Annotated in this window: 23 protein-coding genes and 2 tRNA genes; 19 read left to right on the top strand and 6 right to left on the bottom strand. The window is 53.9% G+C overall.

Going from position 1 to position 16,151, the window contains the following annotated elements:
• The first annotated feature begins 43 nt into the window (after positions 1-43).
• The gene (locus tag NVIE_RS08100) at positions 44-442 is read left to right on the top strand and encodes a hypothetical protein (RefSeq protein ID WP_144239585.1); all 399 of its coding nucleotides are present in this window, start codon (positions 44-46) and stop codon (positions 440-442) included.
• Complete coding sequence (locus NVIE_RS08095) at positions 429-662, top strand: hypothetical protein (RefSeq protein ID WP_075054811.1); 234 nt, start codon at positions 429-431, stop codon at positions 660-662. The genes NVIE_RS08100 and NVIE_RS08095 overlap by 14 nt, the downstream gene beginning before the upstream one ends.
• Before the next feature lie 87 nt (positions 663-749).
• Here NVIE_RS08095 and rpl12p read toward each other — a convergent pair whose 3' ends face one another.
• The 3 genes from rpl12p to NVIE_RS08080 form a co-directional block, all read right to left on the bottom strand.
• Complete coding sequence (gene rpl12p, locus NVIE_RS08090; protein ID WP_075054810.1) at positions 750-1,058, bottom strand: 50S ribosomal protein P1; 309 nt, start codon at positions 1,056-1,058, stop codon at positions 750-752.
• A gap of 83 nt (positions 1,059-1,141) precedes the next feature.
• Positions 1,142-1,245 (bottom strand) — tRNA-Ala (locus tag NVIE_RS08085).
• A gap of 51 nt (positions 1,246-1,296) precedes the next feature.
• On the bottom strand, positions 1,297-1,605 hold the full coding sequence (locus tag NVIE_RS08080) for a translation initiation factor eIF-1A (RefSeq protein WP_075054809.1): 309 nt from the start codon (positions 1,603-1,605) through the stop codon (positions 1,297-1,299).
• 263 nt (positions 1,606-1,868) lie between these two features.
• On the opposite strand from NVIE_RS08080, the gene NVIE_RS08075 reads away from it, so the two are divergent.
• The 5 genes from NVIE_RS08075 (at position 1,869) to NVIE_RS08055 (ending at position 4,650) form a co-directional block, all read left to right on the top strand.
• Positions 1,869-1,945 (top strand) — tRNA-Ile (locus NVIE_RS08075).
• 142 nt (positions 1,946-2,087) lie between these two features.
• Positions 2,088-2,894, top strand: a complete 807-nt coding sequence (locus NVIE_RS08070; RefSeq protein WP_075054808.1) for a class I SAM-dependent methyltransferase — start codon at positions 2,088-2,090, stop codon at positions 2,892-2,894.
• 204 nt (positions 2,895-3,098) lie between these two features.
• Complete coding sequence (locus NVIE_RS08065) at positions 3,099-3,647, top strand: hypothetical protein (RefSeq protein ID WP_075054807.1); 549 nt, start codon at positions 3,099-3,101, stop codon at positions 3,645-3,647.
• Positions 3,648-3,804: 157 nt separating this feature from the next.
• Positions 3,805-4,143 (top strand): FUN14 domain-containing protein, encoded by a 339-nt coding sequence (locus NVIE_RS08060; RefSeq protein ID WP_158435148.1) that lies wholly within the window; start codon positions 3,805-3,807, stop codon positions 4,141-4,143.
• Positions 4,144-4,203: 60 nt separating this feature from the next.
• The gene (locus NVIE_RS08055) at positions 4,204-4,650 is read left to right on the top strand and encodes a hypothetical protein (RefSeq protein ID WP_227717300.1); all 447 of its coding nucleotides are present in this window, start codon (positions 4,204-4,206) and stop codon (positions 4,648-4,650) included.
• Here the strand turns inward: NVIE_RS08055 and NVIE_RS08050 are convergent.
• Positions 4,640-5,551 carry a helix-turn-helix domain-containing protein gene (locus tag NVIE_RS08050; RefSeq protein WP_075054805.1) on the bottom strand — a complete coding sequence of 304 codons (912 nt, stop codon included), beginning with the start codon at positions 5,549-5,551 and terminating at the stop codon, positions 4,640-4,642. The two genes, NVIE_RS08055 and NVIE_RS08050, sit on opposite strands and share 11 nt — an antisense overlap.
• Before the next feature lie 163 nt (positions 5,552-5,714).
• On the opposite strand from NVIE_RS08050, the gene NVIE_RS08045 reads away from it, so the two are divergent.
• Entirely contained in the window at positions 5,715-5,903 is a 189-nt protein-coding gene (locus NVIE_RS08045; RefSeq protein WP_075054804.1) for a hypothetical protein, read from the top strand.
• 2 nt (positions 5,904-5,905) lie between these two features.
• Here the strand turns inward: NVIE_RS08045 and NVIE_RS14820 are convergent, their stop codons facing one another.
• Both NVIE_RS14820 and NVIE_RS08040 read right to left on the bottom strand, forming a co-directional pair.
• A complete protein-coding gene (locus tag NVIE_RS14820) occupies positions 5,906-6,142 on the bottom strand; it encodes a hypothetical protein (protein ID WP_144239584.1) in 237 nt (78 codons plus the stop codon).
• 67 nt (positions 6,143-6,209) lie between these two features.
• Entirely contained in the window at positions 6,210-6,899 is a 690-nt protein-coding gene (locus NVIE_RS08040; RefSeq protein WP_075054803.1) for an ACT domain-containing protein, read from the bottom strand.
• A 76-nt stretch (positions 6,900-6,975) separates the two neighbouring features.
• On the opposite strand from NVIE_RS08040, the gene NVIE_RS08035 reads away from it, so the two are divergent.
• The 11 genes from NVIE_RS08035 (at position 6,976) to NVIE_RS07985 (ending at position 16,083) form a co-directional block, all read left to right on the top strand.
• Complete coding sequence (locus NVIE_RS08035) at positions 6,976-8,184, top strand: argininosuccinate synthase (RefSeq protein WP_075054802.1); 1,209 nt, start codon at positions 6,976-6,978, stop codon at positions 8,182-8,184.
• Positions 8,185-8,200: 16 nt separating this feature from the next.
• The gene (lysW/argW, locus tag NVIE_RS08030; protein ID WP_075054801.1) at positions 8,201-8,374 is read left to right on the top strand and encodes an alpha-aminoadipate/glutamate carrier protein LysW; all 174 of its coding nucleotides are present in this window, start codon (positions 8,201-8,203) and stop codon (positions 8,372-8,374) included.
• A 6-nt stretch (positions 8,375-8,380) separates the two neighbouring features.
• Entirely contained in the window at positions 8,381-9,244 is an 864-nt protein-coding gene (gene lysX, locus NVIE_RS08025; protein WP_075054800.1) for a lysine biosynthesis protein LysX, read from the top strand.
• 144 nt (positions 9,245-9,388) lie between these two features.
• Positions 9,389-10,441 (top strand): N-acetyl-gamma-glutamyl-phosphate reductase, encoded by a 1,053-nt coding sequence (argC, locus tag NVIE_RS08020; RefSeq protein ID WP_075054799.1) that lies wholly within the window; start codon positions 9,389-9,391, stop codon positions 10,439-10,441.
• Positions 10,438-11,241 (top strand): [LysW]-aminoadipate/[LysW]-glutamate kinase, encoded by an 804-nt coding sequence (locus tag NVIE_RS08015; RefSeq protein WP_075054798.1) that lies wholly within the window; start codon positions 10,438-10,440, stop codon positions 11,239-11,241. Before argC ends, NVIE_RS08015 begins: the two co-directional genes overlap by 4 nt.
• On the top strand, positions 11,238-12,419 hold the full coding sequence (locus NVIE_RS08010; RefSeq protein ID WP_075054797.1) for an aspartate aminotransferase family protein: 1,182 nt from the start codon (positions 11,238-11,240) through the stop codon (positions 12,417-12,419). Before NVIE_RS08015 ends, NVIE_RS08010 begins: the two co-directional genes overlap by 4 nt.
• Positions 12,409-12,837, top strand: coding sequence for an HTH-type transcriptional regulator LysM (gene lysM, locus NVIE_RS08005; RefSeq protein ID WP_075054796.1), 429 nt, complete (start codon positions 12,409-12,411; stop codon positions 12,835-12,837). Before NVIE_RS08010 ends, lysM begins: the two co-directional genes overlap by 11 nt.
• A 212-nt stretch (positions 12,838-13,049) precedes the next feature.
• Positions 13,050-13,658 (top strand): hypothetical protein, encoded by a 609-nt coding sequence (locus NVIE_RS08000; protein ID WP_174405434.1) that lies wholly within the window; start codon positions 13,050-13,052, stop codon positions 13,656-13,658.
• Between the two features lie 78 nt (positions 13,659-13,736).
• Positions 13,737-14,129 carry a DUF6659 family protein gene (locus tag NVIE_RS07995; protein ID WP_075054794.1) on the top strand — a complete coding sequence of 131 codons (393 nt, stop codon included), beginning with the start codon at positions 13,737-13,739 and terminating at the stop codon, positions 14,127-14,129.
• A 72-nt stretch (positions 14,130-14,201) separates the two neighbouring features.
• Entirely contained in the window at positions 14,202-14,999 is a 798-nt protein-coding gene (locus NVIE_RS07990) for a class I SAM-dependent methyltransferase (protein ID WP_227717299.1), read from the top strand.
• A gap of 199 nt (positions 15,000-15,198) precedes the next feature.
• The gene (locus NVIE_RS07985) at positions 15,199-16,083 is read left to right on the top strand and encodes a methyltransferase (protein WP_084790700.1); all 885 of its coding nucleotides are present in this window, start codon (positions 15,199-15,201) and stop codon (positions 16,081-16,083) included.
• Positions 16,084-16,151: the final 68 nt, after the last annotated feature.

Genomic DNA, 16,151 nt, shown 5'->3' with positions numbered 1-16,151 from the left:
TTTTACCAATGGTTTTGAGCCGTGCAGGAGCAGTATGAGCCAGATGTCGTCATCATATTGGTCTGAGAAAATGGTGGTGGTGCCGTCGACGACGTCGCCGCCGGTCCGGTACGACATGGAGAAGCAGGAAGCAGCATATCGTACAGAGTTCGCGCCGATGGAAAGGCTTTTGGAACAGAAGGTGGGCGCCCTCTGCAACGACGAGGGCATAAGCCACATGGAAATGTCGCCTATCCAGAGGCTGTTCCTTACGCACTATCGCTGCCCGGCATGCAAGCTGCTACCGCTGTACCGGCTGGACCTGTCGCACATAAAGAGGGCGCGCTGCGGCAGGTGCGGGCACCTTGTCTCCTTTACGAGCGCAGGCAAGTACGGCAAGATGCGCAAAAAGCTCGCCATGATGCTGTGGCAGGCAAGGTGCGGGATCGATGATGTTCCGTAGCAGCATCGACGCCTTTCTCTACGCCGTCAGGAGTGGCAACGGCGTCAGGGACGTGCAGGCAAGCATCGGCTACATGAGAAACGGGATCAAGCGCTGCACCGTCCAGGTATCGTGCGACGGCGGCGCCGGCTTTGGGATAGAGGCGTACGGCGAGGAGGCCGACGCCCTGTTCCACGAGGCAAAAAAGTACTCGGAAAAAGAGCGGCTGGCTATAGCCTAGGAGAAGAAAGCAAAGAGAATGTGGGGGAGTGGAAGAGCGGGAGAGGGTAAAAGGGGAAAAGAAAAGAAAGGAGGGTGTGTGTCTTTCTTAACCAAAGAGGGAAGACAGGCCTTCCAGGGCTTCTTCCTCTTTCTTTTCGTCCTTCTTTTCTTCCTTGGCCGGGGCCGCTCCGCCTGCTGGCGCAGATGCGCCGCCTGCCGGTGCTGCCGCTGCCACTGCGACTGGCGCAGCCTTTAGCGCCTCTTCGATGTTGACCTCTGAGAGGGCCGCGACGAGGGCCTTGACCCTTACGTCGTCTGGCGTCACGCCTGCAGCCTTGACAACGCTCTTGACATTATCTTCAGTGATATTCTGCTTTAGCTTGTGGAGAAGCAGAGCAGCGTATACGTATTCCATTGTAGAATTCGTTCCGTCCCGCACCATATTTGAACTTAACGCAAGCGGATCGGGCACCGAAAAATGATGAAAAATATGTGTAGTGGACTGGGTGGGATTCGAACCCACGACCACCTACGTGTCCTCTGCCTGCATGTATATGCAAGGCATGCAAGGCAGGTATTCTACCGGACTAAACTACCAGCCCACAGACCTAACGCTGAAAAATGATAATTTAAGTGTATTATTCTGTTTTTTTCTATTCGAGGCCCTGCAGGTGGCCTTCTGCCTTCATCTTTTCAGCGTGCGCCGAGATGTAGCGCCAGATGATGTCGGCCCTGTCAGACTGGAAATCCCACGGCGCGACGAGAACGAGGTCGTTGTCGCGGATCCACATCCTGCGCTTTATCTTGCCCCTGATGCGGCACGTGCGCACCTTGCCGTCGGTACACTTTACTATGATGTTGTCACCGCCAACCAGCTTTATCACGCGGCCCAAGAGCTCGCCCTGCTGCGGCATGACCATCTCCTTCAACTCTGATTCAGAAAGTACTTTTTTCTTGCCTATTTGTGGTCCCGACTTATCTTCAAAAGATGGGGTTAAAAGTGTACCGGTGGCCTGTTCAAAAATATTTTCAGCTATTCTCGATGGCGTTCTTTAGATTTTTCAGGTTTGCGACAAACTCGTACGCTGTCTCTGGATCGCAGTCGATGGAAACGCTCACCGTCTTTGATTTCAACATTTTTGTTCTCGGCCGCCATTGCTGCTAATAATGATTCTTGCATGCAGGGTAGCGACGATTAAATAACGCTCCCAGTTTTGAAACAAACGGGCCGTTAGCTCAGCTTGGTGGAGCGTTCGACTGATAATCGAAAGGTCGAGGGTTCAAATCCCTTACGGCCCACCACTTTTCTCAGAGTAGTCATACACGACATGAAAGGGCCATTTTTGCCCAAGCCACTGGCTGACTGGAAAAATGCTGGCCTCAAGATCAATGATAGCTATTTCTATCTACCTTGCGCTTTACTCCGTGAACAGAAGTGGCGCACATGTTTACCAACGCCTATGCCTATGATCAATTCATGGGTCGGTGGAGTCGCCTGCTTGCGCCATGCTTAGCACAATTTGCAGAGATTCCTGATTGCGGCGGCAAGATCCTTGATGCTGGTTGTGGCATAGGCGCTCTGGCTTTCGCCATCGCCGAATTCAGACCCCTCTGCCATATAGTGGGCATCGACACTTCAAAGGAATATATCATCTACGCCGAATCACGCAACAATTACTCTGACAGGGTTCACTTTAAAGTCGGCGACATACAAGACCTTGCTTTTCCGGATGCGGCATTTGATAATAGCCTATCCATGCTTGTGCTCAACTTCATCCCAAATGCACCCAGGGCGCTCTCTGAAATGAGGAGGGTAACAAGACCCGGAGGGCAAGTTGTCGCGGCGGTATGGGATTATGGTGACGGCATGGAGATGCTACGAGCGTTTTGGGATGCCGCAGTGGCTGTGGACGCGAACGCTAGCAGGCTCCACGAAAGGCACATGCCGCTGTGCCGCGCCGGCGAGCTCTCTGGTCTATGGAAGTCTGCTGCACTTGAAAACATCCACGAGCAGCCACTGGAAGTCGAGATGAATTTCAAATCTTTTCAGGACTATTGGGAGCCTTTCCTGATGGGTCAAGGCCCGGCCGGCGCCTATGTGAAACATATCGGCCACGACCGCCTACCAATCCTGCGCGAAGAAGTAAAGAGACAGTTGAGACTTCGAGATGAAACAGCTCCGTTTATCCTTCACGGTCGAGTTTGGGCTGTACGCGGCTCCGTTCCGGAATCAAGAAATGACGGAAACTAAGGTGCGCTCCTAAACAGTACGAAAATTACCTTTCGTGCGGTTTTCACACCCAAGGATCAAGCCAAAATGTCCGAGTCATCTAATAAACGGTAAAAACTACCGGTACAATCTCCTGTTTCGGGTATTTTTTTATAATTCGATCTTGCCATATGATTCGTGTCATGCACATTAGATGATCTTAGAGCGGCCGCTGGCGGCGGCACCTTGGGCGTAAACCTGATACCCTTTTCCTCTCTACGCAGCGATGCAACCACCGCGGCTGGGGAGGTGGCACGCAGAAAGAACGAGGCGGAAATTGATACAAATACGCTGAAAAACCAAAAAGAGAGCAAACTATACGACATAAAGCAGCTCAAGGAAAAGATTGCAAACGAAGAAAGAGTAGAAGAAACCCTGCGCCGCAAAGACGACATCGATAAATGGAAAAAGGAGATTGAAGAGAACAACGCCCGAATAAGAGAGATTAATGAAAAAATGACAAAGGGCTTGGAAGCGCTTGACCGGCTTGCAGAGGCCCGCGCCAGATTGCGGGAAATTTTTGACGAAGCCAAGAGCCAACTGTCTGATCTAAGGTCAAATCCTGAACGGGCCTTGGGAAGCAATCCTTCAGACGAAGACAAGAAAAAATTAGAAGAGTACATCAGGGTCATCTTGGGCGAGATTGAAGATGAGGAAAAGGGTCACAAACAGGCCGAGGATGAGCTCAAGACATCAAGAGACAAGCTCAAAGAAATACTTGCCAAAACTGAATAGGGAAGGAATCCTGGAGCGGTTGAGAGGATAGTGCCTGTGAAAGCGGGCAACTATTCGCTGACAATTACGTGGGCGATAACCGCTCTCTACTCTTCTGCAATTGACCCCCGAACATTTTTCTAATAAGCAATAAATCTGGCGCGCGCAAAATAACATCGTGAGCGTGGATCTTACTTCTATCGCGGCGTCGGTAGGCGTAGGCGGCGTCGCGGGCTTTGTGATCGGCTACGCGATAAAAAAAATCCTGAAGATAGTGCTGGTGATAGTCGGGCTGTTCCTTGCCGCTCTTGCGTATCTGGCCAGCCAAGGAGTGATATCGGTAAACTGGGACAAGATCAATTCGGCGTCTACTTCTGCCCTTGTGGGGATACAGAACGCGACTATGGGCGCGACGCCGGAAGCCGCAAACCAAGTGATGATGGCGCTGGCTAATATCGGCATCCCCCTCACCGGCAGCTTTGCGGCCGCGTTTGCGCTTGGGTTCATGAAGGGTTAAACCAACCTATAGAAAAATCCCCGATAGGACTTAAATCCTATCGCCGCGGTTGAGAGGAACGTGTCGCTGGAGCCGCTGTTGATGCAGCTTGAAGGCTTGATCGCCGCACTCGCCCTCGTCTTTGGGCTCTTGATCCTCTGGATCCTAGTCTCGATACCGGTGTGGATCGCGGCAAAAATAGTGACTGTCGGAAAAGCGCGCTTTACGCGCGCAATGCTGGTGACTGCGGCCGGCCCCACAGTCTATGCAATAGTGTTCTTTCTCTCTAGCGCGATCCTGGAGATGACGCTTGGCGAAAAGATATTCATAAGTACCGTCGCATTCATCCTTGCGTTCATAGCCTGGATAGGCGTCTTCAAGCTGGGCTTTGACACAGGGTGGCTCCGAGCGCTTGGGATAGCCATCCTTGCGACCATAGTGTTTGCCGTAATCGGCACGATAATCACGATAGGCTTGCAGGCTCTGATACCCGAGACCCCGCCGATAACGCCGTTCCCTACGTTCTAGACACTACGAGGACGTACTGGCGCTCGGCCCAGTCCACCATCCCCTGCAGGTCCTTTGCGGCATAGTCGGCGTTTTCGCCGGCGGCTGCCTCTGCCTCCGGGGCAAGAGCGGCAAGGCGCAGCTCGCCCTTGAGCCGGCCCCCTATGGCCTTGACGGTGGACGCGATGAAGCGCAGCGGGCCCTCGCCGGAGGAAAACACGCACACCATCATCAGCCCGTGCTTGTTTCCCCACACCTTGCTCACGTAGCGCTGCAGGTCAATGTCGAAAAATGGGTCGATGTCCTGCTCGACGCTTCCTACATAGCGCGAGTCCCACCCCAGTATCTGGAACACGACGGCCGCGCTCTTGGCAAGGTGCGCCCTGTCGTCGGTGCCTGCAATGCAAAGCACGTGGGCGTTCATCTTGGGCTCTGCAGGGTGCGCGTTGAACTTAACAAGATCGATGAGCTCACCCATCATGGCGGCAAGGTGCACGCGCTCTGTCTTGCCCAGCCTGCCCCTGCTGTACAGCTCGCCCACCGTGTTTGCCGCAGGCAGGATGACGTCTGTTATGATCTTTACCTGGTCGATGTTGGAGTTGAGCACGCTTATCAAGAGCCTGCGGGCCTGCTCCTCCTCGCCGGCAAGCGCAAAGTCGATGAGCCTCTGCTGCACCTGCACATAGTTGACGGGAAACTCGATGTCAGAGATGCCGGTTTCCAGGAACCACACGTTGACGGTGCCTGCCCTCTTCTTTTTCACGAGGCCCATCGTGTTCATGATGTCGAGGTACTTCGTGATGGTCATGCGGTTGATGCCCGTCTTGTCGGCAAGCTCGACGCCTGAAAGCCCGGTGCCGGCGTTCTGCAGCACGTCGACTATCTTGCGCTTGACCTCGTCGAGCGTGTAACGCCGGTACATCGATGTACCAAACACCCCTGCCGGAAGATAAAAACCCTTACCGGCGATGCTATTGCTGCTTTTTCTTTGGTCGATACGTCCGCATACATAAGACGAGAGGGAACATGGGTTCTATAGCGCTTAAATAGTAAAAGCGACTATCGCTTATGCATCAACACATTCTATGGCGACCACTTTCAGGACGCGACCATCGAACATAACAATCATCGAAGTCACGACTCTGATCGAAGGGGCGATCTTGATTGCTCTTGGCCTCTCGGTTGCCTTTGCCAGTTATTATCTGTCAGACATGAAGACTTTTGTCCTTGGTCCCATCGATCCAAGCATATTCCATGAGCTGCGGGTGATGTAGGGCTACATTTCCGTCATGCTGGGCGCATCATCTATGGCAATTGGGTTGGGAACGCTGGCTGGAAAGAAATAGGCCTGGCTTTCAAATGCAATAGTTAGCAGTCTGGGCGTTGCGGCGTTGCTTATGGCATATGATATAATGAACAACCTGCCTATCAGCACTTTGCTGATATTTCTGGTAGTGGCTGGAACAATACTTGCAAATCTGTTCAGAGCCAGTACGCGGTCATTCTTTGACAAGTCCCTGTCAGTAACAACTACACCTTGACCCTCTGAACGGCTCTTGCGCAAGAAATTATCTGGTTGTTTACCGGTGGTGTTTTTTCTTTGGCATCTTGCGCGAGTTTGATATCAGGTCTGTCAGCGCGTTGAACGCTTTTCCCACTTGGTCCATCCGGACGAGCATGATGGTGTCCGTGTAGCAGCTCACCGTGTCCTCGATGTTTATGTGCCTGCGCGCAAGCTGGTTGTAAAACGCGATGGCGCACCCCGGCGTCTTGATTATCTCTTCCGGGCTGTGCACAATGATTGCCGCAAGGTCGTCCTCCACCTCGAGCACGTCGTCGTGGGCAAACATCGCCTTGACGCCGTCAAGGAGCACGTCGTCAAACACGAGCGTGATGGACATGATGCTCTCTGACACGCTGATAAAGTTGTCAACGTTCTGCGTGAGCGACTTGGCAACCTTTTCAATCGTCTTTTTGCTCTTTGCTGCCGACACCTTGGCAACGTCGGTCTTGACGCTGACCGTGCTTCCCGCAAGGATGGCCGCAATCGGGCGCTCTGGGACATCATAGTCGCGCCTTGAGCGCTTTAGCGCCGTGACAATGCTTTCGACGCTGGTGTTCTTGCCGAGCATCTGATCTATCTGCGGCTTGACGATCCTTGCCAGCGCGCTGATGTTGCAATAGTCGCGCTGCAGCGAGTCCTGGAACGAAAGGTCGTTGTTGACTACTTCTTTTACCGCGTTTGTGATGGATTTCTCGTTGACCGACATCGGTCACTATCACCTTGATTTAGGTCATTCCTGACCAAAAAATATAAATGTAGTGCTTGAAACGAAACGCACGTTCATGGCAAACAAAGTGGTCCTGGCCTACTCTGGCGGCCTCGACACGTCCGTCTGCATCAGGTATTTGCAGACCTTGCACAAGATGGACGTCATCACCGTCACGGTAGACTGCGGCCAGGACGACGATTTTGCAGGGATTGAACGGCGCGCAAAAGCGATAGGCGCGATAAAGCACGTCTACGTCGACGCCAAGGACGAGTTTGCCAAGGACTATGTCATCCCAAGCATCAAGGCAAACGGCCTGTACCAGGGCAAATACCCGCTGGCAACGGCGCTTGCACGCCCGCTCATTGCGGCCAAGACAGTAGAGGTCGCCACAAAAGAAAACGCAGTCGCAATAGCGCACGGCTGCACCGGCAAAGGAAACGACCAGATCCGCTTTGACGTCACCATGCGAGCGCTCCGGCCCGACCTGAAGATAATCGCTCCAATCCGCGACATGAACCTCACTAGGGACGTCGAGATAAAATACGCCAAGGAGCAGAACATCCCGATAAGCACCGAGGCCAAGAAATACAGCATCGACCTCAACCTCTGGGGCCGCGCGGTGGAAGGAGGCAGCATTGAAGATGCTGATTTCGAGCCTCCAGAAGAGGCGTTCCAGTTCATCAATTTCAAGAACGACAAGGCCGGCTACATTGACCTTGAATTTGACCAGGGCGTGCCGGTCGCAGCAGACGGCAAGCGCATGTCGCTCACCGACTTGATACAGTACGTCAACGACAAGGCCGGCGCGCACGGCGTCGGAATCGTCGACCACATCGAGGACCGCGTGGTCGGAATAAAGTCGCGTGAAGTGTACGAGGCGCCGGCAGCATTAACGATAATCGAGGCCCACCGCGACCTCGAAAAGATGGTGCTGACCAAGCACGAGCTTGCCTTCAAGCGCACGGTAGACGATCAGTGGAGCTGGCTTGCGTACGCCGGCCTGTGGCAGGATCCGTTGCGCGCGGACCTGGATAGGTTTATAGACGCGACCCAAACCCGCGTCAGCGGAAAAGTGCGCGTGAAACTCCAGAGGGGATCTATCCGCGTGGTCGGAAGGCAATCGCGCTACTCCCTGTACAAAAACGACCTGGCGACGTATGCGGCCGGGTCCACCTTTGACCAGTCTCTGGCAAAGGGCTTTGTCGAGCTGTGGGGGCTGCAGTCGATAATCGCAAACTCGGTTGCAGACACGGCCGGCAAGAAACAGCAGCAACAAAAGTAGGAGGAAAAAATAGAAAATGAAAAAAGAATGCCAAGAATGTGGAGCCGACATCAACATCCCGGAAGACGCAGTGGTGGGAGAGATCGTGACCTGCCCTGACTGCGGCGGCGACTTTGAAATCGCTTCCAAGGCAGCAGACAAGGTAGAGTTAAAGCCGGCAGAAACAGTGGGCGAAGACTGGGGACAGTAATCAGTAATGGCAGTCGAGATCTGCATAATCTACGACAAGGTGCGCTTTGAGGAAAAGGCACTCTACGACAAGGCCCTCGAGAAGGGGCTAAAGGCGCAGATCGTGGATGGGAAAAACGTCACCGTGGGCACCGAAAGCAAAAAGAGCGATCTTGCGCTCGGAGACGTGATACTGCAGAGGAGCGTGAGCCATTACCGGGGCCTGTACCTCACCGCGTGCCTGGAATTTCTCGATTATCCTGTCATCAACAAGTTCCAGACTGCAGAGACGTGCGGGAACAAGCTTGTCACGTCGCTCGTGCTGGCAAAGAACAACATCCCTACCCCAAAGACGCAGATGGCGTTTTCAGCCGAGTCTGCAATCGAGGTCATACGCAAGACCGGCCTGCCGCTTGTCCTAAAACCGATAGTCGGCTCGTGGGGCAGGGGCGTTTTCCCGCTGCGCGACGACGAGACCGCAAGCATGATAGTCGAGATGAGGGAGGAAAACGACAGCCCACTTGCAAGGATCTATTACGTGCAGGAAATGATAGACAGGCCACCGCGTGACATCCGCTGCATAGTGGTGGGCGACAGGGTAGTGACTGCGATATACCGCTATTCTGCCGAAAACGAGTGGCGCACAAACGTCGCACGCGGGGGCAAGGCCGAGCTTGCGCCAATAACAAAAGAGCTTGAAGATCTGGCGCTGCGGGCGGCAAAGGCGGTGGGCGGCGGAATAGTGGGCGTCGACCTGATGGAGGACAAGAACCGCGGCCTGGTGGTACACGAAGTGAACAACACAGTGGAATTCCGCGGCGCGGCAAGCGTTTCTGCAAACGACATCCCCGGCGCCATGATCGACTACGCCGTGAGCCTGGTAAGGAAGTAAGTAGCTGACCAATTTCGGTCACTATTGGCCTTTATTAGGTCAAATATGTCCAAAAAATATAAATGAGGATTTTTAAGGCAGAACCATCATTAACATGTATCATCATCTCGCGAACATGGCAATGATGGAGGACAACGTTTCGCAATGAAGGTTGGAGTTGTAGGCGCGTCCGGCTACGTCGGAGGCGAGCTTCTCAGGCTGCTTGTTACGCACCCAAAGGTCGAAGTCAGCATGGTTACTTCGCGCCAGAAGGCAGGCGAGTACGTGCAGAGGGTGCACCCCAGCCTAAAGGGTTTCATCGACCTCACATTCTCGCCAATGGACATGGAAAAGCTGGCCAACAACTGCGACATGGTGTTCACGTCGGTGCCGCACGGCAAGGCCAACAAGATAGTCAAGGACCTGTACGACAGGGGAGTCAAGATAATCGACCTTTCCGCAGACTTTCGCTTAAAGAACCCAAAAGACTACATAAAGTGGTACGGCTGGGAGCACCCCTTCCCAGACATGCTGTCCAAGTCGGTCTATGGCGTTCCAGAACTGCACCGCGAAGAGATAAAGAAGGCGCAGCTGGTGTCGTGCCCGGGATGCATGGCAGTGACATCGCTCTTGGCATTAAAGCCGCTCATCGAGAACAACCTCATCGACACCGAGCACGTGGTAGTCGACAGCAAGATAGGCTCGTCGGGCGCCGGACAAAAAGCAAACGCAGGCACGCACCACGCGATGCGCTACGGAGTAGTCAGGCCATACAAGCCCGCCAAGCACCGCCACACCGGCGAGATAGAGCAAGAGCTGTCAATGATAGCCAAAAAGCAGATCAAGGTCAGCATGAGCCCGCACGCGGTCAACATCGTCCGCGGCATCCTGACTACGAACCATACGTTCCTCAAGCGCAAGGTGGAAGAGCTGGAGCTGTGGAAGATGTACCGCAACTCGTACAAGGGCGAGCCGTTTGTCCGGCTCATCCGCGACAAGAAGGGCCTGTACAAGTTCCCAGACCCCAAGTTCGTTGTCGGATCAAACTTTTGCGACGTCGGCTTTGACATAGACGAGGACAACCAGAGGATAGTGGCGCTCTCGGCGTCTGACAACCTCATGAAGGGCGCGGCCGGCTCTGCGGTGCAGGTCATGAACGTGATGTTCGGCTACGAGGAGACTGAGGGCTTGAAGTACACCCCTCTGACCCCGGTATGATAGTCATAAAGATAGGGGGAAGCGTGGTCGACGGGCTGCACCCGTCAACGCTTGCCGACATCAAGGCAATAGCAGAGAAAGAGAAACTGGTGTTCGTGCACGGCGGCGGCAAGGAGGTGACGGCGACAGCGACCAAGCTTGGCAAAGAACAGAAATTCATCGTGTCGCCAGGCGGCGTGCGCAGCAGGTACACCGACAAAGAGACCGCTGACATTTACACGATGGTCATGTCGGGCAAGATAAACAAGGCCATTGTGGGCATGCTGTTGCGCCAGGGCATCAAGGCAGTAGGCGTAGCCGGCGTCGACGGCGGCATATTAAAGGCCGAGCGCAAGAAAAAACTGATGGTGATAAATGAGAAGGGGAGGAAGATGGTAATTGACGGCGGGTACACGGGCAAGATAAACGACGTCGACCCGTCGCTTGTAAACACGCTGGTAAACAGTGGCTATGTGCCGGTGGTGTCCCCGATCGCGCTTTCTGAAGAATTCGACTTCCTTAACGTGGACGGCGACAGGGCGGCCGCGTACGTCGCCGGCGGGGTGAAAGCCGACAAGGTGATATTCATCACCAACGTCAACGGCCTGATGCTCAACGAAAAGCTCGTCACGGGCATGAACCTCGAGCAGGCAAAAGCAACGCTGCCAAAGATAGGCTTTGGCATGGAAAAGAAGGTGCTTGCCTGCACGGAGGCGCTAGAGATGGGCGTCAGGGAGGCCATAATCGCGTCCGGCCAGGTCGAAAACCCGATATCGTCAGCCATTGCGCACAACAACTGCACGGTGATAACCCCGAAATGAATGGCGAGGACAACTACCTAGGAACGCTGTACCAGAGGTTCCCGGTAAACGTCGCAAGGGGCAAGGGAGCCAGGATCTGGGACGTAAACGGCAAAGAGTACGTCGACTGCATGGGAGGCTATGGAGTCGCGCTCGTGGGCCACTGCAATGACCGCGTCGTTGAAGCCATCAAAAAGCAGGCAGATACCCTGATAACCGCGCACATGTCAGTCTACAACGAGACGCGCCTTGGATTCATGAAGAAAATAGCGCAGATAGCGCCGCCAGGCCTAACAAAAATGTTCTTTACCAACTCGGGTGCCGAGTCCGTAGAGGCGGCGCTAAAGTTTGCAAGGAAATTCACCGGCAAGCACGGCGTGATTGCCATGAACGGCGCCTACCACGGCAAGACGTTTGGCGCGCTTTCTGTGACTTACAACGAAAAGTACCGCAAGGCGTTCATGCCTCTCCTTGACGGGGTAAAGTTCATCCCGTACGGTGAGCCGGCAAAACTGGAAGAGGCAATAGACGACACCACCGGCGCCGTGATACTGGAGCCTATACAGGGCGAGACCGGCATCATCGTCCCGCCTGACGACCTGATCCCCCGGATCCGCGAGATATGCAACCGCAAGAACCTCGTGCTGATATTTGACGAAATACAGGCGGGCTTGGGCAGGACCGGCAAGATGTGGGCAGGGCAGAACTGGAACACGACTCCTGACATCATGTGCCTTGCAAAGGGCATCGCCGGCGGAGTGCCTATGGGGCTGGTATTGACAAAGCCGGAGATAATGGACGCAATAAAGCTGGGTGAGCACTCGTCAACGTTTGGCGCAAGCCCCATAGCGTGCGCGGCGGCCTCTGCGACGCTTGAGGCGCTGACGACCGACGGCCTAGTGGACAACGCGGCCAAGACTGGCAAGATGTTTAAAGAAAAGCTGATGGCTCTCAAGGAGCGCCACAAGATAATCCGGGAGGTGCGCGGCCTTGGAATGATGCTTGGGGTCGAGCTCCGCTTTGAGGTAAAAGACGTGCTCCTTGACGGAATCAGCAACGGACTGCTCATGCTGTACTCGGGAAGGAACATCATACGCCTGCTTCCGCCACTTGTAATGGATGAAGCGACGGTTTCCCGCGCAGTTGAAATAATGGATGCGGTACTTACAAGGGAGGAACAGAGAAGAAATGTCAATTAGCAACATGGACGAGACAGACGAAAAGATAATCCGCATCCTGCAGGCCGATTCGAGAAAGGCGTTTGTGGACATTGCAAACGAGATCGGACTGTCCGAGTCTGCAGTGAGAAGGCGCGTCAAGAACCTGACGGACAGCGGCATAGTAAAGCGCTTTACGATAGAGCTCGGCGCGTCTGACAAGACGAGCGCAATAACGCTGATCTCGGTGAGCTCTACCGCCGACACCTCTGCAGTCTCGCAGAGGCTGATGAAGCTTGCCGGCGTCGAAGTCGTCTATGAAATCACTGGCCAGTACGACATTGCAGCAATCATTGCCGCGCCAGCGATCGTCGAAATCAACAAGTGCATCGACGACATTCGCAAGATAGAAGGCGTGTCCGACACGAACACCGTCATAATACTAAAGACGATGCGCTAGCACTGCTGTGCCGGTCGTGTCCATTGCACTTTTTTGCGGCATGTACCAAAGGCAGCAACTGAAAGAGAAAAAACATCGATGCCTGCCCTTATATTATATTAATGCACATTTAGCGCTATTAAACCCATCTATAATCCGTACTTTACTCTGCGCTTTCCCTTTTGACCTAGTCTTATCACAAGAATCAGCGTAATAATCTTGGTGACGATCGCTTGAAAGGAGAAACACCTAGCAGGGGTAGTGTATGGTCCAACAGGTTCATAGCGTCGGCAATATTTCAGGGCGCGGTAATCACCCTACTTACCGCGTCGTTTGTTGGGATGCAGCTGCTCTTTTCGCCCAGCGTCAACATCATCCAGATCCTTTCGCTATCGTTTGAAGGGCCGGCAAAGTGGATATTCCTTGGCTACATATTCTACATGATACTGATCGTCGCAATAGCGACAACGGCGATATTCTACAACCACCTGGAGGTCAACCTGCAAAAGAGGATCCGCGGAGTCAGATCTGCGCTTGCGTGGGCCAACCTTGTCGGGATGAACGTTGGAGGCGCCGCGGTAACGTTGATGATGGTGTATGCGGGGCTTGCAGGCTCGGGCGTGCTTGGCGTGATTGCCAGCAGCGGTGCTTCCGGCCTGAGTGAGAATCCTGCAATAATGGGGCAGTTCATCACCCCCATTGCCGCGTTTGCAGGACTCTTGATAATAGGAGTCGTTGCAGGCGGGCTGGCATACATCGCGACTTACTTTCAGAGCAAGCCGACTGATGCATCACATGACAACGACAACCGCAGTGACATGGCAAAAATCGGGAGCGTCTAACCTCTCCCTCTATATTTTTAGACATATTGTTGCGCAAAGCAGTTCATATATCACCTGATTGCAAAGATCAATCCATATATGTCAAACAGACCGCAGGCTGATCCAGAAGCAGCAGCAAAATACAAGGAGAAATGCAACCGCATCCTTGCCATATCACCGCGTATACGCTACGCCGGCATCATGAACAAGTTTGGTAGGACGCTTGCCGGCGGCCTGCGCAAGGGCGTCGTCCCGTTGTTAAAGCCGGACGAGGCGCGCAATGAGTACTTTATCGAAGCGACGCGCAACCAGCTGAGGAAAAGCTTTGAGACATCAATAGGCAGGACGGAATATACCCTGACCGAAAACGAAAAAGTGAAAATACTGACGCTGACGGACGAGGACAACTTTTACTACCTCACGATGGACAAGGAAACGCCGGCTGCCGAGGTAGCAAAGATAATCGAGTTAGCCAAAAAGCTGGCCAGGTAAAGGCCGCTGGCAGGCAGCATACGCCCGCTTGACGTCCTGCTGTGGACGTTCCGGCGGAGCGAAAAAGACATCGTGAAACTCTACAATTCGCTCTCTCCCCTGATGACCATTGCGACCGGCGGCAGGATGCTAAATTTTGGCTACTGGAGCGATTCTGCCAAGACACCGCTTGAGGCGCAGCGCATGCTCTGCGCGGTAGTCGGCGAGCTGGCCGAGCTTGCGTCTGCCAGAATTGTTATAGATGTCGGGAGCGGCCTTGGCGCCCCTGCCGCCTACTGGAAATCCTGCTATAAATCGCTGGACGTTGCCTGCGTGAACATCAACTTTTCGCAGCTGCAGGATTCAAAAGACGCCCGCGCGTCCCTGGTAAGCGCCACTTCCACCGCGCTGCCGTTTGCCAGCGGCTCGGTGGACAGGGTGGTGGCGCTTGAATCGGCGCAGCATTTCCGGCCGCTTGAACGGTTCGTACATGAGTCTGCAAGGGTGCTTGCCGCCGGCGGCCTCCTGGTCATTGCAATCCCTGTGCTGAAACTGCAAAAGAAGAGGAAGAGGCTGCTGCAGTTTTTGAGCCTTGGCATACTGTCCGTGACCTGGTCGTCGGAGCACTATGCCCCAGAATACGTGGAGAGCGCAATCAAGGGCGCCGGCCTCTCGATAGAGGCATGCCGCTACATCGGGCCGCACGTCTACGGGCCGCTTGCCGACTATTATCTGGAAAACAGGGAAAACCTGAAACCGAGAATCCTGGCGGCGTACCCTGTCTACCTTGAAAAGATGCTGTACAGGTCGATTTTGAAAATGAAGCAGCTGTCAGACAGGGGTGATATTGAATATATCCTGCTAAAGGCAAGAAAGACCCAGACTCGCTGATCCGGTAAAGCCTTAGATATTTTGCTTGTGTTTTTTCAGTAGCGGATATGTCTTCTCCTTCTCTCTCACCTGATCCAATATTCCAGATGCTGAATGGATTCGGGGTCTCAAGGACCCTCATGACCGCGGTGGAACTCGATCTGTTTACCAAGCTTGCCGATGTCAACAACGGCAAAAAAAGCAGGCTACCTTGTAGGAGATGCTCGGAATGGAAAGGCGACCTGCAGAGGTCTTTGCGTCCACTCTTGCATCACTTGGGCTGCTGCAGAAAAATGGAGACAAGTTCTCAAACTCGCCTCTTGCCGAGAAGTTCCTGTCAAGCAAGAGCCCTGCATACATGGGAGAAGTTGTCAGGATGTGCGACGAGCACCTGTACAACGCGTGGAATTTTTTGACGTGGTCGCTAGTGAACAACAAGCCTGTCGATGCAATGAAAGGAGATAATGCAGAGCACATCTTTGACGACGCCAAGAAAAACAACAGCATAGAGGCAGTACAAAAATTCATACACGCAATGCACGCGACCAGCGTCGGCCCTGCAATGGCGCTCGCAAGGACGTTCGACTTTTCCAGGGGCAAAAGGATGCTGGACGTGGGCGGAGGCTCGGGCGTTTATGCATTGCAAGTGGCAAAGGAAAACCCGCAATTGCAGGCCACCGTGGCGGACCTTGCGCCTGTGTGCAAGGTCGCATACGAATACATCTCGCGCTACGGCCTTGCAGGCAGAGTGAAGACGCTTGCGGTTGACTTTTTCAACGAGGAGCTCCCAAAGGGGTACGACGTGGCGTTCTTTTCAAACGTGATCCACGACTATGACGAGGACAAGGGCGTCACGCTCTTGAAAAAGGCGCACGCGAGCATTTTGGACGGCGGCGCCGTGATAATAAGCGAATGGATGCTAAACGACGACAAGACCGGGCCGGCGCTTTCCGCGCTCATGGGCATGAACATGATGCTTGGGACAAGCGGCGGGCAGAACTACTCGTTTGCAGAAATCTCTGCGATGCTGGCAAAAGCAGGTTTCAAGAACATGGAAAGGAAGCCTCTTGCCGGCCCTGCCGAGCTTGCTATCGGCTATCGTTAAGGTAAGCAGGCGCTGACCTGCAAAGGTTGTTCTTACCTACTTGGTAGGTAATTACTACCAGGTTTATT

This window comes from Nitrososphaera viennensis EN76, assembly GCF_000698785.1.
Taxonomy (GTDB): Archaea; Thermoproteota; Nitrososphaeria; order Nitrososphaerales; family Nitrososphaeraceae; genus Nitrososphaera; species Nitrososphaera viennensis.
This window is presented reverse-complemented; position numbering and strand designations above follow the sequence as displayed.

What these genes read in the sequence shown, in the direction of transcription:
- NVIE_RS08035 (WP_075054802.1), top strand. Translation starts at nt 6,976, where the DNA reads ATGGCAAACAAAGTGGTCCTGGCCTACTCTGGCGGCCTCGACACGTCC.
- lysX (WP_075054800.1), top strand. Translation starts at nt 8,381, where the DNA reads ATGGCAGTCGAGATCTGCATAATCTACGACAAGGTGCGCTTTGAGGAA.
- NVIE_RS08015 (WP_075054798.1), top strand. Translation starts at nt 10,438, where the DNA reads ATGATAGTCATAAAGATAGGGGGAAGCGTGGTCGACGGGCTGCACCCG.
- NVIE_RS08010 (WP_075054797.1), top strand. Translation starts at nt 11,238, where the DNA reads ATGAATGGCGAGGACAACTACCTAGGAACGCTGTACCAGAGGTTCCCG.
- NVIE_RS08040 (WP_075054803.1), bottom strand. Translation starts at nt 6,899, where the DNA reads ATGTCGGTCAACGAGAAATCCATCACAAACGCGGTAAAAGAAGTAGTC.
- NVIE_RS08050 (WP_075054805.1), bottom strand. Translation starts at nt 5,551, where the DNA reads ATGTACCGGCGTTACACGCTCGACGAGGTCAAGCGCAAGATAGTCGAC.
- NVIE_RS08070 (WP_075054808.1), top strand. Translation starts at nt 2,088, where the DNA reads ATGTTTACCAACGCCTATGCCTATGATCAATTCATGGGTCGGTGGAGT.
- NVIE_RS08095 (WP_075054811.1), top strand. Translation starts at nt 429, where the DNA reads ATGATGTTCCGTAGCAGCATCGACGCCTTTCTCTACGCCGTCAGGAGT.
- NVIE_RS07985 (WP_084790700.1), top strand. Translation starts at nt 15,199, where the DNA reads ATGCTCGGAATGGAAAGGCGACCTGCAGAGGTCTTTGCGTCCACTCTT.
- NVIE_RS07995 (WP_075054794.1), top strand. Translation starts at nt 13,737, where the DNA reads ATGTCAAACAGACCGCAGGCTGATCCAGAAGCAGCAGCAAAATACAAG.
- NVIE_RS08100 (WP_144239585.1), top strand. Translation starts at nt 44, where the DNA reads ATGTCGTCATCATATTGGTCTGAGAAAATGGTGGTGGTGCCGTCGACG.
- NVIE_RS08045 (WP_075054804.1), top strand. Translation starts at nt 5,715, where the DNA reads ATGGCGACCACTTTCAGGACGCGACCATCGAACATAACAATCATCGAA.
- argC (WP_075054799.1), top strand. Translation starts at nt 9,389, where the DNA reads ATGAAGGTTGGAGTTGTAGGCGCGTCCGGCTACGTCGGAGGCGAGCTT.
- lysW/argW (WP_075054801.1), top strand. Translation starts at nt 8,201, where the DNA reads ATGAAAAAAGAATGCCAAGAATGTGGAGCCGACATCAACATCCCGGAA.
- rpl12p (WP_075054810.1), bottom strand. Translation starts at nt 1,058, where the DNA reads ATGGAATACGTATACGCTGCTCTGCTTCTCCACAAGCTAAAGCAGAAT.
- lysM (WP_075054796.1), top strand. Translation starts at nt 12,409, where the DNA reads ATGTCAATTAGCAACATGGACGAGACAGACGAAAAGATAATCCGCATC.